Origin of the sequence: Paenibacillus swuensis (assembly GCF_001644605.1) — a bacterium.
GTDB lineage: Bacteria > Bacillota > Bacilli > Paenibacillales > DY6 > Paenibacillus_N > Paenibacillus_N swuensis.
In genome coordinates this window covers 2187847-2202818 of record NZ_CP011388.1, presented here as the reverse complement: position 1 = coordinate 2202818, position 14972 = coordinate 2187847, and the positions used below count along the sequence as shown (strand labels likewise).

Genomic DNA, 14972 nt, shown 5'->3' with positions numbered 1-14972 from the left:
ATTAAGCATTCGTACTTACGATTTTGTAATACAGATTCGTAGAGGAGACGTAGAACAGCAAGTAAATCAGAAAGTATACGCCCATGATGCCCCACACCATGCCATGGAGCTCAGGGAAGTCTTGCACCGAGTCCAGGATGTAATACTTAATGATGAACCAGCTATGCAACACACCGAGCACGAGCGGCGGCAAGAAGACGAACAGAAGCTGCTTGCGTATAACGCTTTTCATTTGGCCGTTATCCATGCCGAGCTTGCGCAGAATCGCATATTGCATCCGTTCATCCGTAGCCTCGCGCAGCTGCTTGAAATAAATGACGCTCGCGAGCGCGAACAGGGCAAGCAGGGCCAGAAATCCGCTGGCAAACAACATCAACGAGGAACTCTCGATCTGTTTGGAGTACACGTCCGCGAATGAAGAATAGTAGGTGTCTGTGTTCTGCGTGACGATGGCGTGAACCTGCTTCGATAATGGCTCCGCATCTTCCGCATCCTCAAGCGCATAGATCTCGTAAGCCCTCTTGGCCGCCCCCTCCTTTAAACTTGCATACAACTCATCGGAAATGACGAGCACCGCCGGCTTGCGTCCCATCGACTCGGTCGGACTGGATGACCATCCTAAGTACGCGTAATCCTTTTTCTCTACCAGCTTCAACGTAGTTTCCTGATTCGTCTTGAGTGTAAAGGCAGGCTCCACGCCCTTCGCATAAGGCTTGGGGAAGTCTGAACCTTGCGAGAGGGCAGCCGCTTCATTCCCTTGCAGGTCTACGCGCCGGTCATGACCTCTTAAAGAAATTAATTCATTGTACGCCCCCTCCGAAACCAGCAAAACATTGTCTTCATAATATTCCGGATTGTCCCAGGCCACCCCCCGGTCCGTTACCGGCACAGCAATCAGCAACTCCGGCTTCAGATGGTATTGAACCGCATGCCCGGAGCTTTGAATGATCTCATCAATCTGCTTGTTGGCAGCAGGATCCTGCGATTGAAACGCGATGTCATTCGGTAAATTCCGCCCCACTGCCTCGAATTGGACTTTATAGTTAATCGTGACAAAACAAAGCAACATGATGATCGCCGCGCTAAACAGCGATATGAACGTCAGGTTCAACGTATTGCCCCTCACCTGAAAGCGCAAGGAGGATGTCCATAGCACTGTATTCCCTTCATGATAGGTACGTCGGCGCGCCAGCGTCTGTAACAACCAGCCGGCGAACTGACGGAAGAACAAGAAGGTGCCCGCAATGATCCCCATCGTGACCGCGATCAGACTTGAGGTCGCGTACTCATTCCAAACGGCCGATTGTTTGCTGCTGCTGATTAAGCCGAAGGCCATGCCCAGTAACAGAATAGATAAGATGGCCATGAAGGGGGAAATGCGAACGGGCTTCTCCATCTTTTGTTTCGCGTGGAACAATTCGGTTAGCTGTACCCGGTTAATCATGATATAACTTTGGACGGTGATTATGACGGTGAGCAGCAGGTATAAGAACCCCGTGAATACGATCGCCTCGATCGGAAAAGCCAGCGAGATGACCTGATCATACTGCATTAAGCTCATGAGCAGCATACCGAACAGCTTGGACAGCAGTCCGCCAAGCAGGATGCCCGAAGCCAGCGCGATCGCACTGATGAACAGCGTTTCGTAGAACACCATCCGGGTAATCTGCCTCTCGTTCAAGCCGTACAACAGGTACATGCCGAACTCTTTTTTGCGTTGCCGCATGAAGAACGAGTTGGCGTACAGGATGAAGAAGATGATAAACAGGAACACCACGACCGAAGCGATGGATACACCCGTCTCATAATTATCGCGGTTTTTCAGCGCGTTCATAATGTCTTCATTAAACAGGACGGAAGAGAATGTGAACTGGATGATGACACCGATGATCATGGAGAATAAATAGATGGAGTACAGTCGGAAATTACGTTTGACGTTTCGGATCGTCAGATCGAGCAGGCTCATCGCAGCGCGCCCCCCATCAGGCTCTGCGTTTCCAGGATGCGGTCGTAGAACGACTTCTGGTTCTGATCGCCGGCGTAAATTTCGTTTACAATCCCGCCGTCGCGCAGGAAAATGACCCGTTTGCAGTAGCTTGCCGCGTAGATATCATGTGTCACCATCATCATCGTGGTGCCGAACGCCGCGTTGAGCCCGACTAACTGCTCCAGTAATTGGGTGGCGGATCTGGAATCGAGCGCCCCTGTGGGCTCATCGGCGAATACAATCGCCGGCTTCGTGATGATTGCCCTGGCCGAGGCCGCCCGTTGCTTCTGTCCGCCGGAAATTTCGTTCGGGTATTTATGCAGGATAGATTCGATGTTGAGCGCCCCGATAATCGGCTGCAACCGGCTCTCCATCTCGGCCGCCTTCACGTTGCGCAACGATAAGGGCAGCAATATATTTTCCTTCACCGTAAGCGTGTCCAACAGGTTGTAATCCTGGAATATAAACCCCAGTCGCTCTTGCCGGAACCGCCTCATCGCGCTCTTCTTCATATCAAGCAGCGCTTTCCCCTCTAACCACACCTCACCTCCGGATAATCGGTCAATCGTGGACAACACATTCATCAGCGTCGACTTGCCTGACCCTGACGGCCCCATGATTGCCGTGAGTTCCCCGGGTTGGATGGTTAAATCAATATTTTTGAGTACCGTAGTCGCGCCGTAGGTTTTAGATAGATTCTTCGTTTGGATTATGGATTGCATGAATGCTCCCTCCCTTTATACCTTTACTATAGACAGGTTGGGATTTTCCATCCATCGATGTAGGTTGCGGCAATGTGACATTTTTGTCACCGAGAGTTGCGAGAAGGGGGTTATTTGCGTTTAAAGTCGTTCCTAAGGCTGAGGCACTTCCATTCCCGGGTCCGTTTTCCGGGCGCGCCGTCAAAGATAGGATATAGAAAGAGACAGTTATAGATTTACGAAGAGGACATGAAACAGGAGGATTTGTAACTATGGAACAAACATCTCGTACAAGAAGGGTACTAAAAGAAACGTTACTTTGGCTGTTCATAATTAATTTGGGCATTGCCTTTGGCGCAGGTTTATATGAAGGGAGAGTGGTCGTTCCGGGGTGGAGCGGAACTTCGCCGTCCCTGTGGCCAAATACCGGCATCCTGTTCTGGGCGTACGTAACCACCGTTCCGCTAACGCTGCTCACCATCGCCAATGCCGTCGCCGCTTGGACCACCAAAGGCCCCAGACGTCGTTGGTACATTGTTGCGGTTACCCTAATCATCATTGAACGCGCGGTCACGTTTAGTTATTTCATTCCGACCATGATCGGGTTGATGGATTCGAACAGCTTGTCACAGGGTGAAATTGACCGCGTCTTATCGCAGTGGGAAGCGCTGAATTACGGTCGCCATCTGCTAAACTTGGCGGGATGGCTGGCGGCTTTGAAGGTTTTAACCCGGTAATTGAGTTAACCCTAGCCAAAGCCTTATAATTAAACCAAAGAGCCAGCCAAAATTCTAGGAGGAACCCCTATGTTTCCTACACAAAAACAATTGCAGAATTATGCGGACTTGGTGGTCAAAGTCGGCGTGAATGTGCAGCAAGGTCAGACGGTGGTGGTCATGGCGCCGGTAGTGGCTGCCCCCCTTGTTCGCCTTATCGCTTCGAGTGCTTACACGGCCGGCGCGAAGAACGTACATGTCGAGTATAACGACGAGGAGCTTTCCCTCATTAAGTTCCAGCAAGCACCGGAGGAGGCTTTTACGGAATATCCAATGTGGCGTGCGAAGGCTTGGGAGGATTATGCCCATGAGGGGGCCGCCTTTATCACTGTCTATTCCCCGAACCCCGATCTGCTCAATCATGTAGATCCTGCTCGGATTGCGACCGCCTCGAAGACGGCATCCACCGCGCTCAGCAACTACCGCGGTTCGTTAATGAATCACACCAATGCGTGGTCCCTGATCTCCTATGCAACTCCGGAATGGGCGGCCAAAGTATTCCCTGAGGTCAATTCCGAAGCAGCTGTAACCAAGCTGTGGGAGCGAATTATCGATGCTACCCGCATCGGTTTAGAAGATACGATACAAGCATGGCGAGAACATAATGCGAAGCTTCTGCAAATGGTTGAGCTGCTCAATGGCAAGCGTTACAGACAGCTGCACTACGAAGCGCCGGGCACAAACTTGACAGTTGATCTGCCGGAAGGGCATATCTGGCTTGGCGGGGCCAAAGAGAACGCAAACGGCGTCTTGTTCAATCCGAACATGCCAACTGAAGAAGTATTCACGATGCCTCATAGGAATGGTGTCAATGGTACCGTTCGGAGTACGAAACCATTGAATTATAACGGACAGGTCATTGATCATTTCTCCTTAACCTTCCAAGCGGGTAAGGTGATTGATTACTCGGCTGAGCAAGGCTATGAGGCCTTGTCCAATATGCTGAATACCGACGATGGTGCCAGATATCTGGGCGAGATTGCTCTTGTGCCGCAGGATTCGCCGATTTCCAACTCGAATCTGATTTTCTTCAACACGCTGTACGATGAGAATGCCTCCTGCCACCTGGCTCTGGGTCAAGCTTATCCTGTTAACATCAGCGGCGGTACCGGCATGAATTCCGAAGAACTTCTAGCTCATGGCGCCAACCGAAGTCTCGTTCACGAGGATTTCATGATCGGATCGCCTGACATGAACATCGACGGTGTAACAGCAGACGGCAGACGCGAACCGATCTTCAGGAATGGTAACTGGGCGATCTAGGGCAGGCATCCCTAATGGACAGGAATGGATTGGTTCGCTTTCTTTAATACTTTCGCCGACTGATGCAGCTTCTTCATCTCATCGTCACTTAGAGATAATTCAATGACCTCACGAATTCCGTAGCGATTGATGATGACCGGCACACCGATGTATACATCCTCCAGTCCATATTGGCCCGTCAGCAAGGTGGACAGCGTTAATACGGAATTCTCGTTTCGAAGAATCGCTTTCGTTACACGAGCCAAGCTCATCCCGATTCCGTAGTACGTCGCTCCCTTGCGTTCAATGATATGATAGGCCGCATCGCGAACGTTTACGAAGAGTTCGTCAAGCTGCTGTTCATTGGGTCCGACGCCTTGGGCCATCAGATCCCGTACGGGACGTCCAGCCACATCAGCCAGGCTATACACAGGAAGCTCCGTATCGCCGTGTTCCCCGATGATATAAGCATGCACGTTTCGGGAGTCGACATTGTACGCTTCCCCCAGCATATAGCGAAATCTGGCTGTATCCAGGATGGTGCCCGAACCGATTATGCGCTCCGGCGGCAGTCCGGAGTACTTCCAGGTTGCGTAACTCAGCACATCCACCGGATTTGTCGCAACCAGGAACAGTCCGCCGAAGCCTGATTTCATAATCTCACCGATAATAGATTGGAATATCTTGCTGTTCTTCTCAATCAGATCCAATCGAGTTTCACCCGGCGCTTGATTGGCTCCAGCCGTAATGACAACGAGATCGGCATCTTTACAATCGGCATAGGTGCCCGCGTAGATGGACATGGGCGGCGCGAAAGGCAAGCCGTGGTTTAAATCCATCGCGTCCCCTTCGGCTTTCTTGTGATTGACGTCAATAATAACCAATTCGTTGGCGATTCCTTGATTTAATAAACAATACGCGTAACTGGAACCGACAAAACCCGAGCCCACTAAAGCCACTTTTCCTTTAATCATAACCAACCAGCTCCTTCAATCTTTTTTAGAACAACAGAGACAATATATAGGTCCATACGCATACAAACGCGAGGAGAGCAAAGCTGTATTTAATCGTCATACTGGTCAAAAGAGATTCTTGTCCCGTCTGTCTGACGGCAGCTGAAGCAATCGCAATGGATTGCGGGGATACGAGTTTCCCCATCACGCCCCCCGCCGTATTGGCCGCAACCAACAAGGACGGATCTGTCCCCAGAATGCTGCTGGCTGTCGTTTGAATCGGTGCGAATAAGGTATTGTTATTGACAACCGAGCCGGTCATAAATACGCCAATCCAGCCAAGAATCGGGGATAACAACGGGAATACGCCGCCTGTCATCGCAACCGCTTCACCCAACGTTCCCGTTAAGCCGCCGAATGTCATCAGCTTCGCAATGCCCAGAATCGCGCAAATCATCACAATCGGAATCCAGAACTCCCGAACCGTTCTGCCCAGCAGATTTAGGCTATGGCCAAGCCGAATGCCTTGCGATGTCGCAACCGTGGTTACGGCCGCCAGAAGAATCGCCATCCCCGTCGCCCCCAGAATGTTCAGAGCGACAGGGACCGTTGAGTTGGGAACGATAAATTTGATGACGGAACCGGCCAACGCGCCTCCTTCAGCAAACAACCTTTTGAAGGCAGGTAAACTCCAGATGAATACAAACAGGGATAACAAGTAGAAGGGTGACCAGGCACTGAGAATATCTTTTCCAGAATATTTTTGTACCGGGGGCGGCTGATGTCCTTGAAGAGTAAATTTCTCCTTTGGCCGCCATGTCCTTAAGAACAGAGCCAGCGCCGCCATAGCGAGTACAGACGGAATGATATCCGCCAGTTCAGGACCCAGGGTTGTAGTAATGATGATCTGCATGATCGTGTAGGCAGCCGATGTAACCAGAATGGCGGGGAAAATCTGCTTTACCCCTTTCAAGCCGTCCAGCAGAAATATTAATAAAAACGGGATCGTGAAATTAATAATCGGCAGCGTATAAGCTGTCATGCGGGACACTTCCATGGAAGTCACGCCTTCCAGGTTGAATGTGTCAATGATGGCCACCGGTATCCCGATTGCGCCAAAAGCCCCGGATGCGCCGTTGGCGATCAGACAGAGCATGGCCGCTTGCAGGGGTTGGAAGCCCAGCGAAACCAACATGACCGCACAGATCGCAATGGGAACGCCGAAACCAGCCGCGCCTTCCAAGAAAGCGTTAAAACAGAAGCCGATTAACAGAAACTGAATACGCTGATCTTGCGAAATGTTGACGATACTGCCGCGCAGCACATCAAATTTCCCGGAATCCACCGCGATTTTGTATAACCACACCGCCATGACAATGATGAATCCAATCGGCATAATCCCCTGAATTACTCCTTGGACCACAGCTCCAACCGATTGCCCCCACGGCAGATTGAAGATTGTAAGAACTAGGATGAAGGTAACCGCGAGATTTAATAAGGCCGCGTAGACACCCTTCATCTTGAATACGGTCAGGCTCAGAAGAAATAACATGATAGGAATAGCCGCTACTAGAGCTGATAAGGCAATATTGTTAAAAGGGTTATTTGTTTCCGCTAACATGATGTTCCCCCTGTTGATGTTAAGGTTGGTATCTCTAAGTAAATTGTCCATAAACAGGGTTAATGATTCGAGTTTTTTAACTTACTTTGTGATATTTTTCACATAATTGCGCGCTGAAGCCATACTGAAGGCAATGCATATTTGAGCGGAGAAATACGTAGTCATAATGCCTATGCCCAATTCCGGGAAAGGTTCGATAAATATTCCACGCCAATGTGTAGCGTATTCGTAAAAACCCTCCTGGTTTAGAGCACCGTAAACAATTGGCTTGCTGATACTCTTTCTCGGGCTTCGGGCAGCTCGGCGGGATACCCCAACTGAACGACACCTACGATTTTCTCGTCGCTTTGGAGGCACATATTATCGCAGAATAGTCGATCATAGATATACGGATTGGTTTTCCAGACCGTACCGACGCCTTGCTCCCATGCGAGCAGCATGAAGTTCTGAATAAGCGCGCTCGTTGCGGCAAAATCTTCTTCCCAGCGCTTTCGGCTTTCGCTCTCTTTCATGATGACAAGCAGGAAAGCAGGTACCGCATGAAACGCAGCTTTAAGCTTTGCGCCGAGCTGGGACCGCTGCTCGGGCGGCATGCTCTTGTATTGATCCATTCTCAGGTAACTGTCGGCAACCATCTGAATGAAACGTTCTTTGCCGGGCTTACTTACGAATATAAACCGCCAGGGTTCATTCTTACTGTGAAACGGCGCCCACACCGCATCTTCCAGCAAGCTAAGCACCGTCGCTTCATCGATTGAATCGGGTTTAAAGTCCCTTATGCTTCTTCTTTCACGAATTACTTCTGCTATAGACATGTTAGCCCTCTTTCCTATGACTTATTGAAGTCAGCGAGATGCGGCATAACCAGCATTCCGGCTTACGATCTCCAACCAATTTATCATATTCCTGCTAAGCTTCTTTTGCTTCTTTTTTGCTTCTTTGAATTTCCACTCACATCGCATCTTTCGTGGCGATCGGCTCCCCATGGGAGGGCCGTACCGGCGTTTTCTCCAGGCTAATCCACACTAACCCGGCCGCCATGAACACAGTCCCCCCGATTTGCCATGCGCTGATGGCTTCATCGAAGAAGAAATAGCCGGCTATGCCCGAAGCTGCCGGAACGGCGTAACGGAAGAAATTCGCCCGGGCAGCGCCGACGCGTAACATACTCCCGTTCCAGACGATGAAGGCAACGACCGTGCAGATTAACACGTTATACAGGATTCCCGCGTAGTGGACCGGTGTCAGAAGTCCCCATTTCACGTCTCCCCACGCCCCTCCCAATGTCAGAGGAAACATCAGGATGGTCCCGAACAGGATGTACCACGTGCTCACCCGCAGCGGCGAATACTTCTTCATCAGCGGAATGCATAACACATTGCTGAGCGCGCCGATGATGCTGACCGAGAACGCGAGCAGATTGCCGATGAGATGACCAGACGACAGGTCGATACCTTCCCCTCCGCCCAGAATAATCAAGAAGACGCCCGTCATCGCGGCGGCTCCGCCGATGATTACACGGCTCGTCAGCTTCTCCTTCGTTATCAACGGGGCGAATAAAGCCGCGAAGATCGGCCACGGCGCCACGTTTAGCAGCGAAGCATTAGCGAGTGTCGTATATTGAATGGAGTACAATACCATGATTTCAAGCGCCGTAATGCCGATTAAGCCGATACCCGCCAGCTGAATTGCGTCTTTCCATGAGACGCCGAGGTTCCCTTCCTTCAGCTTAAGCAGCAAGAAGAGAATGGGCAAAGCTCCCGCGAACCGAAGGAACGCGAACAAGATCGGGTCGAACGTCTCCATCGCCGCCCGCGACACGCCAAAGTTAGCCCCCCATATGACGGCTACGAGCACCAGCCCTGCGTAATACATCCCTTTTTTGCTCATCGTATGACTGAGACTCCCTTTCGGTATGTTAATATTCATGCCAGACTTAAATATATGTCTAATCATGCGGATTAACAATACCTATAACCTCTCTTTATGAGCGATTATTTCTATGCCACAATATAAGAGAGTACGAACGAAGTTACCAGCTTCGATACCGCCGCCACCGCCATGAACCGCTTGGGCGATACCCCGCTCACCCCTGCGCCTACGCATATAATCTCATCGGGCAACACCGGGATAATAAATAGTAACGTCATGATAAGCAGCTCGTTCTTCGCCACATACCGATGGTATCTCTCTAACTTCTTAAGTTCAATTAATTTATGGATTAGTTTCAAACCGCCGATTCTGGCCGCTGTGAACATGATAAGAATCCCAATATAAGTGCCGATGAAACCAATGATAAAGGCAGGCAGCGGCCCGAAGACCGTGCTGGCGGCTACTACGGTCACGAGCTCCGGTAACGGCAGAATAATCGGCTGCGCTACACAGAGAAGGAAATAAATCCATTTGGCGAGCGGAAGATGGTCCCGGAACAGAGCCTCCATGCCGTAAGCGTCCGTGATGACAAGGATCGACGTCAAGTAGTAGATTACCGTTACAATCCCAATGGCAGCGTAGTAATAATGCCCCGTTAATCTTACCAATCTGAGCATACGCAAACGGCCTGTCACATAACTCAACACCCCTGCAAGCAGCAGGAGCCCGGTAAACGTAAGACCGATCGTACGATATATAGGATGCATGGTTGGGAGACCGTAGGCGAAGAGCGCCAGTGACACGACAGACATCACAATCAGAACCGTCGGGAATTTCATAGATGTTGTACGCATAATTTCAACTCTTTTCATAATAGGGATACAATCCTAATTGATTATAATTCCCTGAACGAGTCGAAAAAACCACCCCTAGCCCAGCCCTTTCCTCGACCTAAGTCCTGTTTGCGTTACTTCTGAGCTTCCAATATAAACATCGAAGCATCCTGTCCCATGAATATTTGGCTTCCGCTATAGAACGTCTTCGATTGAATGTTTCTGTACCCTAATCCCGTCATCATGTCCTTAAGCTCGCTTTGATCGAATCCGTTATGAACGAGCTCTGAAGTTATGTTTACATTTTTATCAAAATCCACAATCATTAAATGCCCCCCATCACGCAGAACATTGAACAATTTGGCTAACACCAACTCTGCATCAGGAATATGGAGCAGAACCTGTACCATGAAGATATAATCAGCATGTACGTTCAGCGGTGCTTCCTGTTCCACATCGAAGCACAATGTATCTGCGTTCTGTATATCAGACTCGGAAATTTTGTGTTTGATTTGATTAATCATGTTCTGGGATGAATCCATGAATAACACCGAGCCGAGTTCGTTCAACAAGTTCATTCCCACCAGACCCGTTCCGCACCCGAAATCAATAGCCGTCTTGCTCTTAGCGTCATCTATATATTCACGAATGGCATCGGACGACACCTTGGCAATGTGGATTCTATCTTCCGTGTCATATACATCTGCGATCATCTCAAACTTATCTGTATTTCCCATGTGATCTCTCCATAACTTTTAATTTATTTATTGGTTTTGATCAGTTTAACATATTAAATTAACGGATTCACATGAATGACTACGTTGCCTTTCTTGTGCTTTTGCTCAACATAGCGGTGCGCCTCGGGAATTTGTTCAAAAGGATAGTGTCGATCAATGACGGGCTTAATTTTGCCGGTTTCGAGGAGCTCTTGGAGGAGGATCAGATGTTCAATACGGGGCTTTTGGGACATATCTACACTTACGAACTTTCCATTGGAACTTAATCTGCTTTGGCATGTGGACTTGGCAACCTTCGAGATTTTCTTCCCCACGCAATCCAAAATTAAATCATACTTCTCTTCGCCGGCTCTGAAATCCTGTTTCGTATAATCAAGCACCCGGTCGGCCCCTATCCCCTTAACCATTTCGAGATTCGAGGTACTGCATACCCCTGTGACATCGGCGCCATAAGATTTGGCAAGCTGCACCGCATATGTACCCACACTGCCTGATGCTCCGTAGATCAGAACCTTCATGCCGCTCGCGATATTCCCTTTTTGCAAAAAATTCAACGCGGTCATTCCCCCGGCAGGAACAGCAGCAGCCTCCTCATGGGTCACATGGCTAGGCTTCATGGCCACGATGCCGTCCTCAGGCAGACATTTGTACTCCGCATACGCACCAAAGCCAATCCCGTTAAAGGCAAAAACTTCATCGCCGACCCGAAATTTGGATACATCTTTGCCAATCGCCTCAACCACTCCGGATAACTCGAAACCCAGAATATTCACTTTCTTCGGCTTCAGAAGACCGTTGTAAAGCCTTGCGAGAAACGGGTCGGCTTTTCTCATGCGCCAGTCCCCAGCGGTTACCGTGGTCGCGTGGATTCTCACGAGGATTTCATTAGCAGTTGGTGTCGGCTTCTCAACCTCTTTCAGATGAAGAACGTCGGGTGACCCGTATTCGGTGTAGACCATGGCTTTCATATAAATCCCTCCTTCGGATAGTCATTACGTCTTACTTTATGCTAATACGTTGAGGATCTGAATTGGTTTGCTTGATTGAAGTCAGGTATTATAATATTTAAGGAATATCGGCAAAATTTCTCCGATCGAAGGAAGTGTAATCACGATGGATTTAGATATGGTTATGCAGGAACTTGAGGCTATGGGCAAGGAACAAATTAAAAAGAGATACCTCAATAATGGCGCGCGGGAACCGCTGTTTGGCGTGGCGACAGGTGAAATGAAGCCTATTCTCAAGAAGACCAAGCTCGATCAACCGTTGGCGGAGCAGTTGTATGCTACGGGGAATTATGATGCCATGTATTTGGCCGGAATCATTGCTGAACCCAACGCCATGACGGATGCCGATTACGACCGTTGGATGGATGCGGCTTATTTCTATATGCTGTCTGATTATGTTGTGGCTGTCACGTTGTCGGAAGCGGATATTGCGCAAGAGGTGGCTGACAGGTGGATCGCGAGCGGCGAGGATTTGAGAATGTCCGCGGGCTGGAGCTGTTATTGCTGGCTGCTCGGCAGTCGTCCGGATCGAGAATTCTCGGAAAACAAGCTTGCGGAGATGCTGGACCAAGTGGAAAAAACGATTCATGATGCGCCTGAACGAACGAAATATTCGATGAACAGCTTTATATACACCGTGGCTATTTCCTACACACCGCTTCATGACAAGGCGATCGCGACCGCGAATGCCGTCGGTCCTGTTGAGGTCATGAGCGATAAGGGAAAGACGAAATCCCTCATCGCTGTCGACAACATCAACAAGTTTCTCGCGAGAGGAAAATTGGGCTTTAAGCGCAGGCATGTACGTTGTTAGGCATGTACAAAATTACTAACTGCGATCAATAAAATTTCTCTACTCTCCACCCGCGCAAAGATGAAAAACCACTCCTAGGACAATGGAGTGGTTTTTTTGGCTATATCTAATGTTCACGGACATCCTTGTTATTCAGCTTGGCGATCAGCTTATCCCCCTCGACATCAAGGTTGGGAACAATTCGATCCAGCCAGCGGGGCAGCCACCAGACCTTGTCGCCGAATGTAGCCATAACGGCAGGCACCAATCCCATGCGAATGAAGAAAGCATCAATGAATATACCAATCGTTAAGGCGAAACCAATCTGCTTGATGATGATATCTTTGGTAAAAATAAATCCTGCAAATACAGCAACCATGATGACGGCGGCAGCTACAACGACGCGGCTTGCCTGCTTATAGCCGTCTATGATGGAATCCATGCCATGATGGCCGTGGATGTAGGACTCGCGCATTGAGCTTACTAGGAACACCTGATAATCCATCGCCAGCCCGTAGAGGATCCCAGTAACCAGAATCGGCATGAAGCTGAGCAAAGGACCCGCCGTGTCAAATCCGAATACGGTATGAAGCCATCCCCATTGAAACACCGCTGTTGTAATCCCGAACGTAGCAAGAATGCTGAGCAGGAAACCCACTGTCGCTTTAATCGGAACAATGAGGGATCGGAACACTAACAGTAGAATAATCAAAGATAGAATCACAATGATTCCTACGTACAGCGGGAAGGCATCTGACAATTTAGCCGACATATCAATATTTACAGCCGTGAAGCCGGTAACACCAAGTGTTACGTTGTAGGCCTTCGCGATGTTCGTTTCAGGAGCACGCAGGCTCTGAACCAAATCACTCGTTTCAATATCGGTCGGTCCGGTTTTCGGAATGAGATTAAAGATGGCTAGATCACCTGTTTGATTAACCCCTAGAGGGGTTACCAGGGCGACATTATCTACACTGTGAAGATCCCGGACAATCTGGCCCATAAGTTCCGGTGTAACCTTGACCGAAGGATCGTTAGGCTCTGCAATCACCACAAGCGGCCCGTTAAACCCCTCACCGAAGCCTTTGGATACAGCATTATAACTCTGTCTTGCCGTCGTATCCAGGTTGGCCGAGGCCGCGCCCGGAATGCCCATTTCCATGTTGGCAATAGGAATGGCCGCTGCGGCTAGAACGATGACGGTACTAAGAATTACAAGCCAACGATACTTGATTACACCCTTAATCCATCCGTCAGCTACACCGCCGCGAACTGCCTTTCCTTGTTCACCTTGATTCTCGCGCGCTTTACGAGAACAGATGCGCTCACCCACAAGTCCGAGCAAAGCCGGCAGCAGTGTTAAGGCAATGATGACGTTGACGAATACGGTTGCGGCCGCTACCAATGCCATCATCGATAAGAACCCGATCCCGATGACTAACATACCGCACAGCGCGATAATCACCGTCAACCCTGCGAAGAACACGGCGCTGCCGGCCGTTCCAACCGCTCGACCGGCGGCCTCATGCGCCGTTAAGCCTTGATCCAGAATCAGACGACGCTGACGATTCACAATGAATAACGCATAGTCGATCCCAACGGCTAATCCAACCATAAGAGCCAACATGGAAGACACGCTGGTCATATTGACGAAGCTGGACACGGCGAAGGCTCCGCCAATGCCTACGCCGACGCCCAGAATGGCAGTCAGCAACGGCAAACCGGCCGCAATCATGGAACCCAGCGTCATGAATAAAACCACCGCAGCTACAATCAGACCGATAATCTCGGTCGAACTTACGCCGACCGTTGTCGGTTGCAGAGTCTCACTAGGCAGGACGGTGATCCCGGCACTTTTCTCGAGACCGTTAACCGTATCAATAACGTTGTCCAGAACATCTTGCGGAATGGACGATTGTTGAACGGTGAATTGGAATTGAAACAGCGCGACATTACCGTCCGAAGACAGGATGACCCCCGGCACAGGAGCGCCGTTAACCATTAAAGGCCCATAGGGCGGCATGCTCCCCGTCGCGGTCTGTCCCTTAGCGGCAGCCTGAGTATCGGCCGAAGCGGATTCGCTTAATTGTGCCGCATAATCTGCAGGATTAATGACATAATCCAGTTTATAAACATCCAGGATGGCCTTGCTGATCAAAGCCAAACGCGCCTCTATATCCAGTCGTTCCTGATCCGGAGCCTGGAACACAACACTGCCTTGACCGCCGGAAGCCGCCGGAAGCTCCTTGGCTAATTGATCGAGAATTCGCTGCGACTCCGTGCCTTCAATTTTCATCTCCGAACTTACGTGAATGCCGTTCACACCGATCATGGACACAATGATACCGATGACGACCAACCATCCAATGATGAATTGCCATGGTTTTCGGTAAGCTGACTTCCCTAGTCGATACAATAATGTAGACATAATTCAACCATTTCCCCTTTTA

At 49.8% G+C, this 14972-nt stretch carries 13 protein-coding genes; 3 read left to right on the top strand and 10 right to left on the bottom strand.

Going from position 1 to position 14972, the window contains the following annotated elements; genetic code table 11:
- Position 1: 1 nt before the first annotated feature.
- On the bottom strand, positions 2 to 1966 hold the full coding sequence (locus SY83_RS09555) for an ABC transporter permease (protein ID WP_068606041.1): 1965 nt from the start codon (positions 1964 to 1966) through the stop codon (positions 2 to 4).
- On the bottom strand, positions 1963 to 2709 hold the full coding sequence (locus tag SY83_RS09550) for an ABC transporter ATP-binding protein (RefSeq protein ID WP_068606040.1): 747 nt from the start codon (positions 2707 to 2709) through the stop codon (positions 1963 to 1965). The genes SY83_RS09555 and SY83_RS09550 overlap by 4 nt, the downstream gene beginning before the upstream one ends.
- A 251-nt stretch (positions 2710 to 2960) precedes the next feature.
- On the opposite strand from SY83_RS09550, the gene SY83_RS09545 reads away from it, so the two are divergent.
- Positions 2961 to 3425: a hypothetical protein gene (locus tag SY83_RS09545; protein WP_068606039.1), complete on the top strand. Its 465-nt coding sequence runs from the start codon at positions 2961 to 2963 to the stop codon at positions 3423 to 3425.
- Between the two features lie 69 nt (positions 3426 to 3494).
- Positions 3495 to 4727, top strand: a complete 1233-nt coding sequence (locus SY83_RS09540; protein ID WP_068606038.1) for an aminopeptidase — start codon at positions 3495 to 3497, stop codon at positions 4725 to 4727.
- 11 nt (positions 4728 to 4738) lie between these two features.
- Here the strand turns inward: SY83_RS09540 and SY83_RS09535 are convergent, their stop codons facing one another.
- From SY83_RS09535 to SY83_RS09505, 7 genes are all read right to left on the bottom strand, one after another.
- Entirely contained in the window at positions 4739 to 5680 is a 942-nt protein-coding gene (locus SY83_RS09535) for an L-lactate dehydrogenase (RefSeq protein ID WP_068606037.1), read from the bottom strand.
- 25 nt (positions 5681 to 5705) lie between these two features.
- Positions 5706 to 7280 (bottom strand): L-lactate permease, encoded by a 1575-nt coding sequence (locus SY83_RS09530; RefSeq protein WP_068606036.1) that lies wholly within the window; start codon positions 7278 to 7280, stop codon positions 5706 to 5708.
- Positions 7281 to 7525: 245 nt separating this feature from the next.
- Positions 7526 to 8095: a nitroreductase family protein gene (locus tag SY83_RS09525; RefSeq protein ID WP_068606035.1), complete on the bottom strand. Its 570-nt coding sequence runs from the start codon at positions 8093 to 8095 to the stop codon at positions 7526 to 7528.
- Positions 8096 to 8231: 136 nt separating this feature from the next.
- Positions 8232 to 9170, bottom strand: coding sequence for a DMT family transporter (locus tag SY83_RS09520; protein ID WP_068606034.1), 939 nt, complete (start codon positions 9168 to 9170; stop codon positions 8232 to 8234).
- Between the two features lie 110 nt (positions 9171 to 9280).
- Complete coding sequence (locus SY83_RS09515; RefSeq protein WP_068606033.1) at positions 9281 to 10006, bottom strand: TVP38/TMEM64 family protein; 726 nt, start codon at positions 10004 to 10006, stop codon at positions 9281 to 9283.
- Between the two features lie 113 nt (positions 10007 to 10119).
- Positions 10120 to 10722, bottom strand: coding sequence for a class I SAM-dependent methyltransferase (locus SY83_RS09510; RefSeq protein ID WP_068606032.1), 603 nt, complete (start codon positions 10720 to 10722; stop codon positions 10120 to 10122).
- Between the two features lie 53 nt (positions 10723 to 10775).
- Positions 10776 to 11690: an NAD(P)-dependent alcohol dehydrogenase gene (locus SY83_RS09505; protein ID WP_068606031.1), complete on the bottom strand. Its 915-nt coding sequence runs from the start codon at positions 11688 to 11690 to the stop codon at positions 10776 to 10778.
- A gap of 145 nt (positions 11691 to 11835) precedes the next feature.
- Here SY83_RS09505 and SY83_RS09500 point away from each other — a divergent pair, with 145 nt between their 5' ends.
- Entirely contained in the window at positions 11836 to 12543 is a 708-nt protein-coding gene (locus tag SY83_RS09500) for a DNA alkylation repair protein (protein ID WP_068606030.1), read from the top strand.
- A gap of 106 nt (positions 12544 to 12649) precedes the next feature.
- Here the strand turns inward: SY83_RS09500 and SY83_RS09495 are convergent, their stop codons facing one another.
- Positions 12650 to 14950: an MMPL family transporter gene (locus SY83_RS09495; protein ID WP_068606029.1), complete on the bottom strand. Its 2301-nt coding sequence runs from the start codon at positions 14948 to 14950 to the stop codon at positions 12650 to 12652.
- Positions 14951 to 14972 lie beyond the last annotated feature (22 nt).

Excerpts from the sequence above, each read along its gene's own strand:
- SY83_RS09555 (WP_068606041.1), bottom strand. The coding sequence starts at position 1,966 with ATGAGCCTGCTCGATCTGACGATCCGAAACGTCAAACGTAATTTCCGA.
- SY83_RS09550 (WP_068606040.1), bottom strand. The coding sequence starts at position 2,709 with ATGCAATCCATAATCCAAACGAAGAATCTATCTAAAACCTACGGCGCG.
- SY83_RS09545 (WP_068606039.1), top strand. The coding sequence starts at position 2,961 with ATGGAACAAACATCTCGTACAAGAAGGGTACTAAAAGAAACGTTACTT.
- SY83_RS09540 (WP_068606038.1), top strand. The coding sequence starts at position 3,495 with ATGTTTCCTACACAAAAACAATTGCAGAATTATGCGGACTTGGTGGTC.
- SY83_RS09535 (WP_068606037.1), bottom strand. The coding sequence starts at position 5,680 with ATGATTAAAGGAAAAGTGGCTTTAGTGGGCTCGGGTTTTGTCGGTTCC.
- SY83_RS09530 (WP_068606036.1), bottom strand. The coding sequence starts at position 7,280 with ATGTTAGCGGAAACAAATAACCCTTTTAACAATATTGCCTTATCAGCT.
- SY83_RS09525 (WP_068606035.1), bottom strand. The coding sequence starts at position 8,095 with ATGTCTATAGCAGAAGTAATTCGTGAAAGAAGAAGCATAAGGGACTTT.
- SY83_RS09520 (WP_068606034.1), bottom strand. The coding sequence starts at position 9,170 with ATGAGCAAAAAAGGGATGTATTACGCAGGGCTGGTGCTCGTAGCCGTC.
- SY83_RS09515 (WP_068606033.1), bottom strand. The coding sequence starts at position 10,006 with ATGCGTACAACATCTATGAAATTCCCGACGGTTCTGATTGTGATGTCT.
- SY83_RS09510 (WP_068606032.1), bottom strand. The coding sequence starts at position 10,722 with ATGGGAAATACAGATAAGTTTGAGATGATCGCAGATGTATATGACACG.
- SY83_RS09505 (WP_068606031.1), bottom strand. The coding sequence starts at position 11,690 with ATGAAAGCCATGGTCTACACCGAATACGGGTCACCCGACGTTCTTCAT.
- SY83_RS09500 (WP_068606030.1), top strand. The coding sequence starts at position 11,836 with ATGGATTTAGATATGGTTATGCAGGAACTTGAGGCTATGGGCAAGGAA.
- SY83_RS09495 (WP_068606029.1), bottom strand. The coding sequence starts at position 14,950 with ATGTCTACATTATTGTATCGACTAGGGAAGTCAGCTTACCGAAAACCA.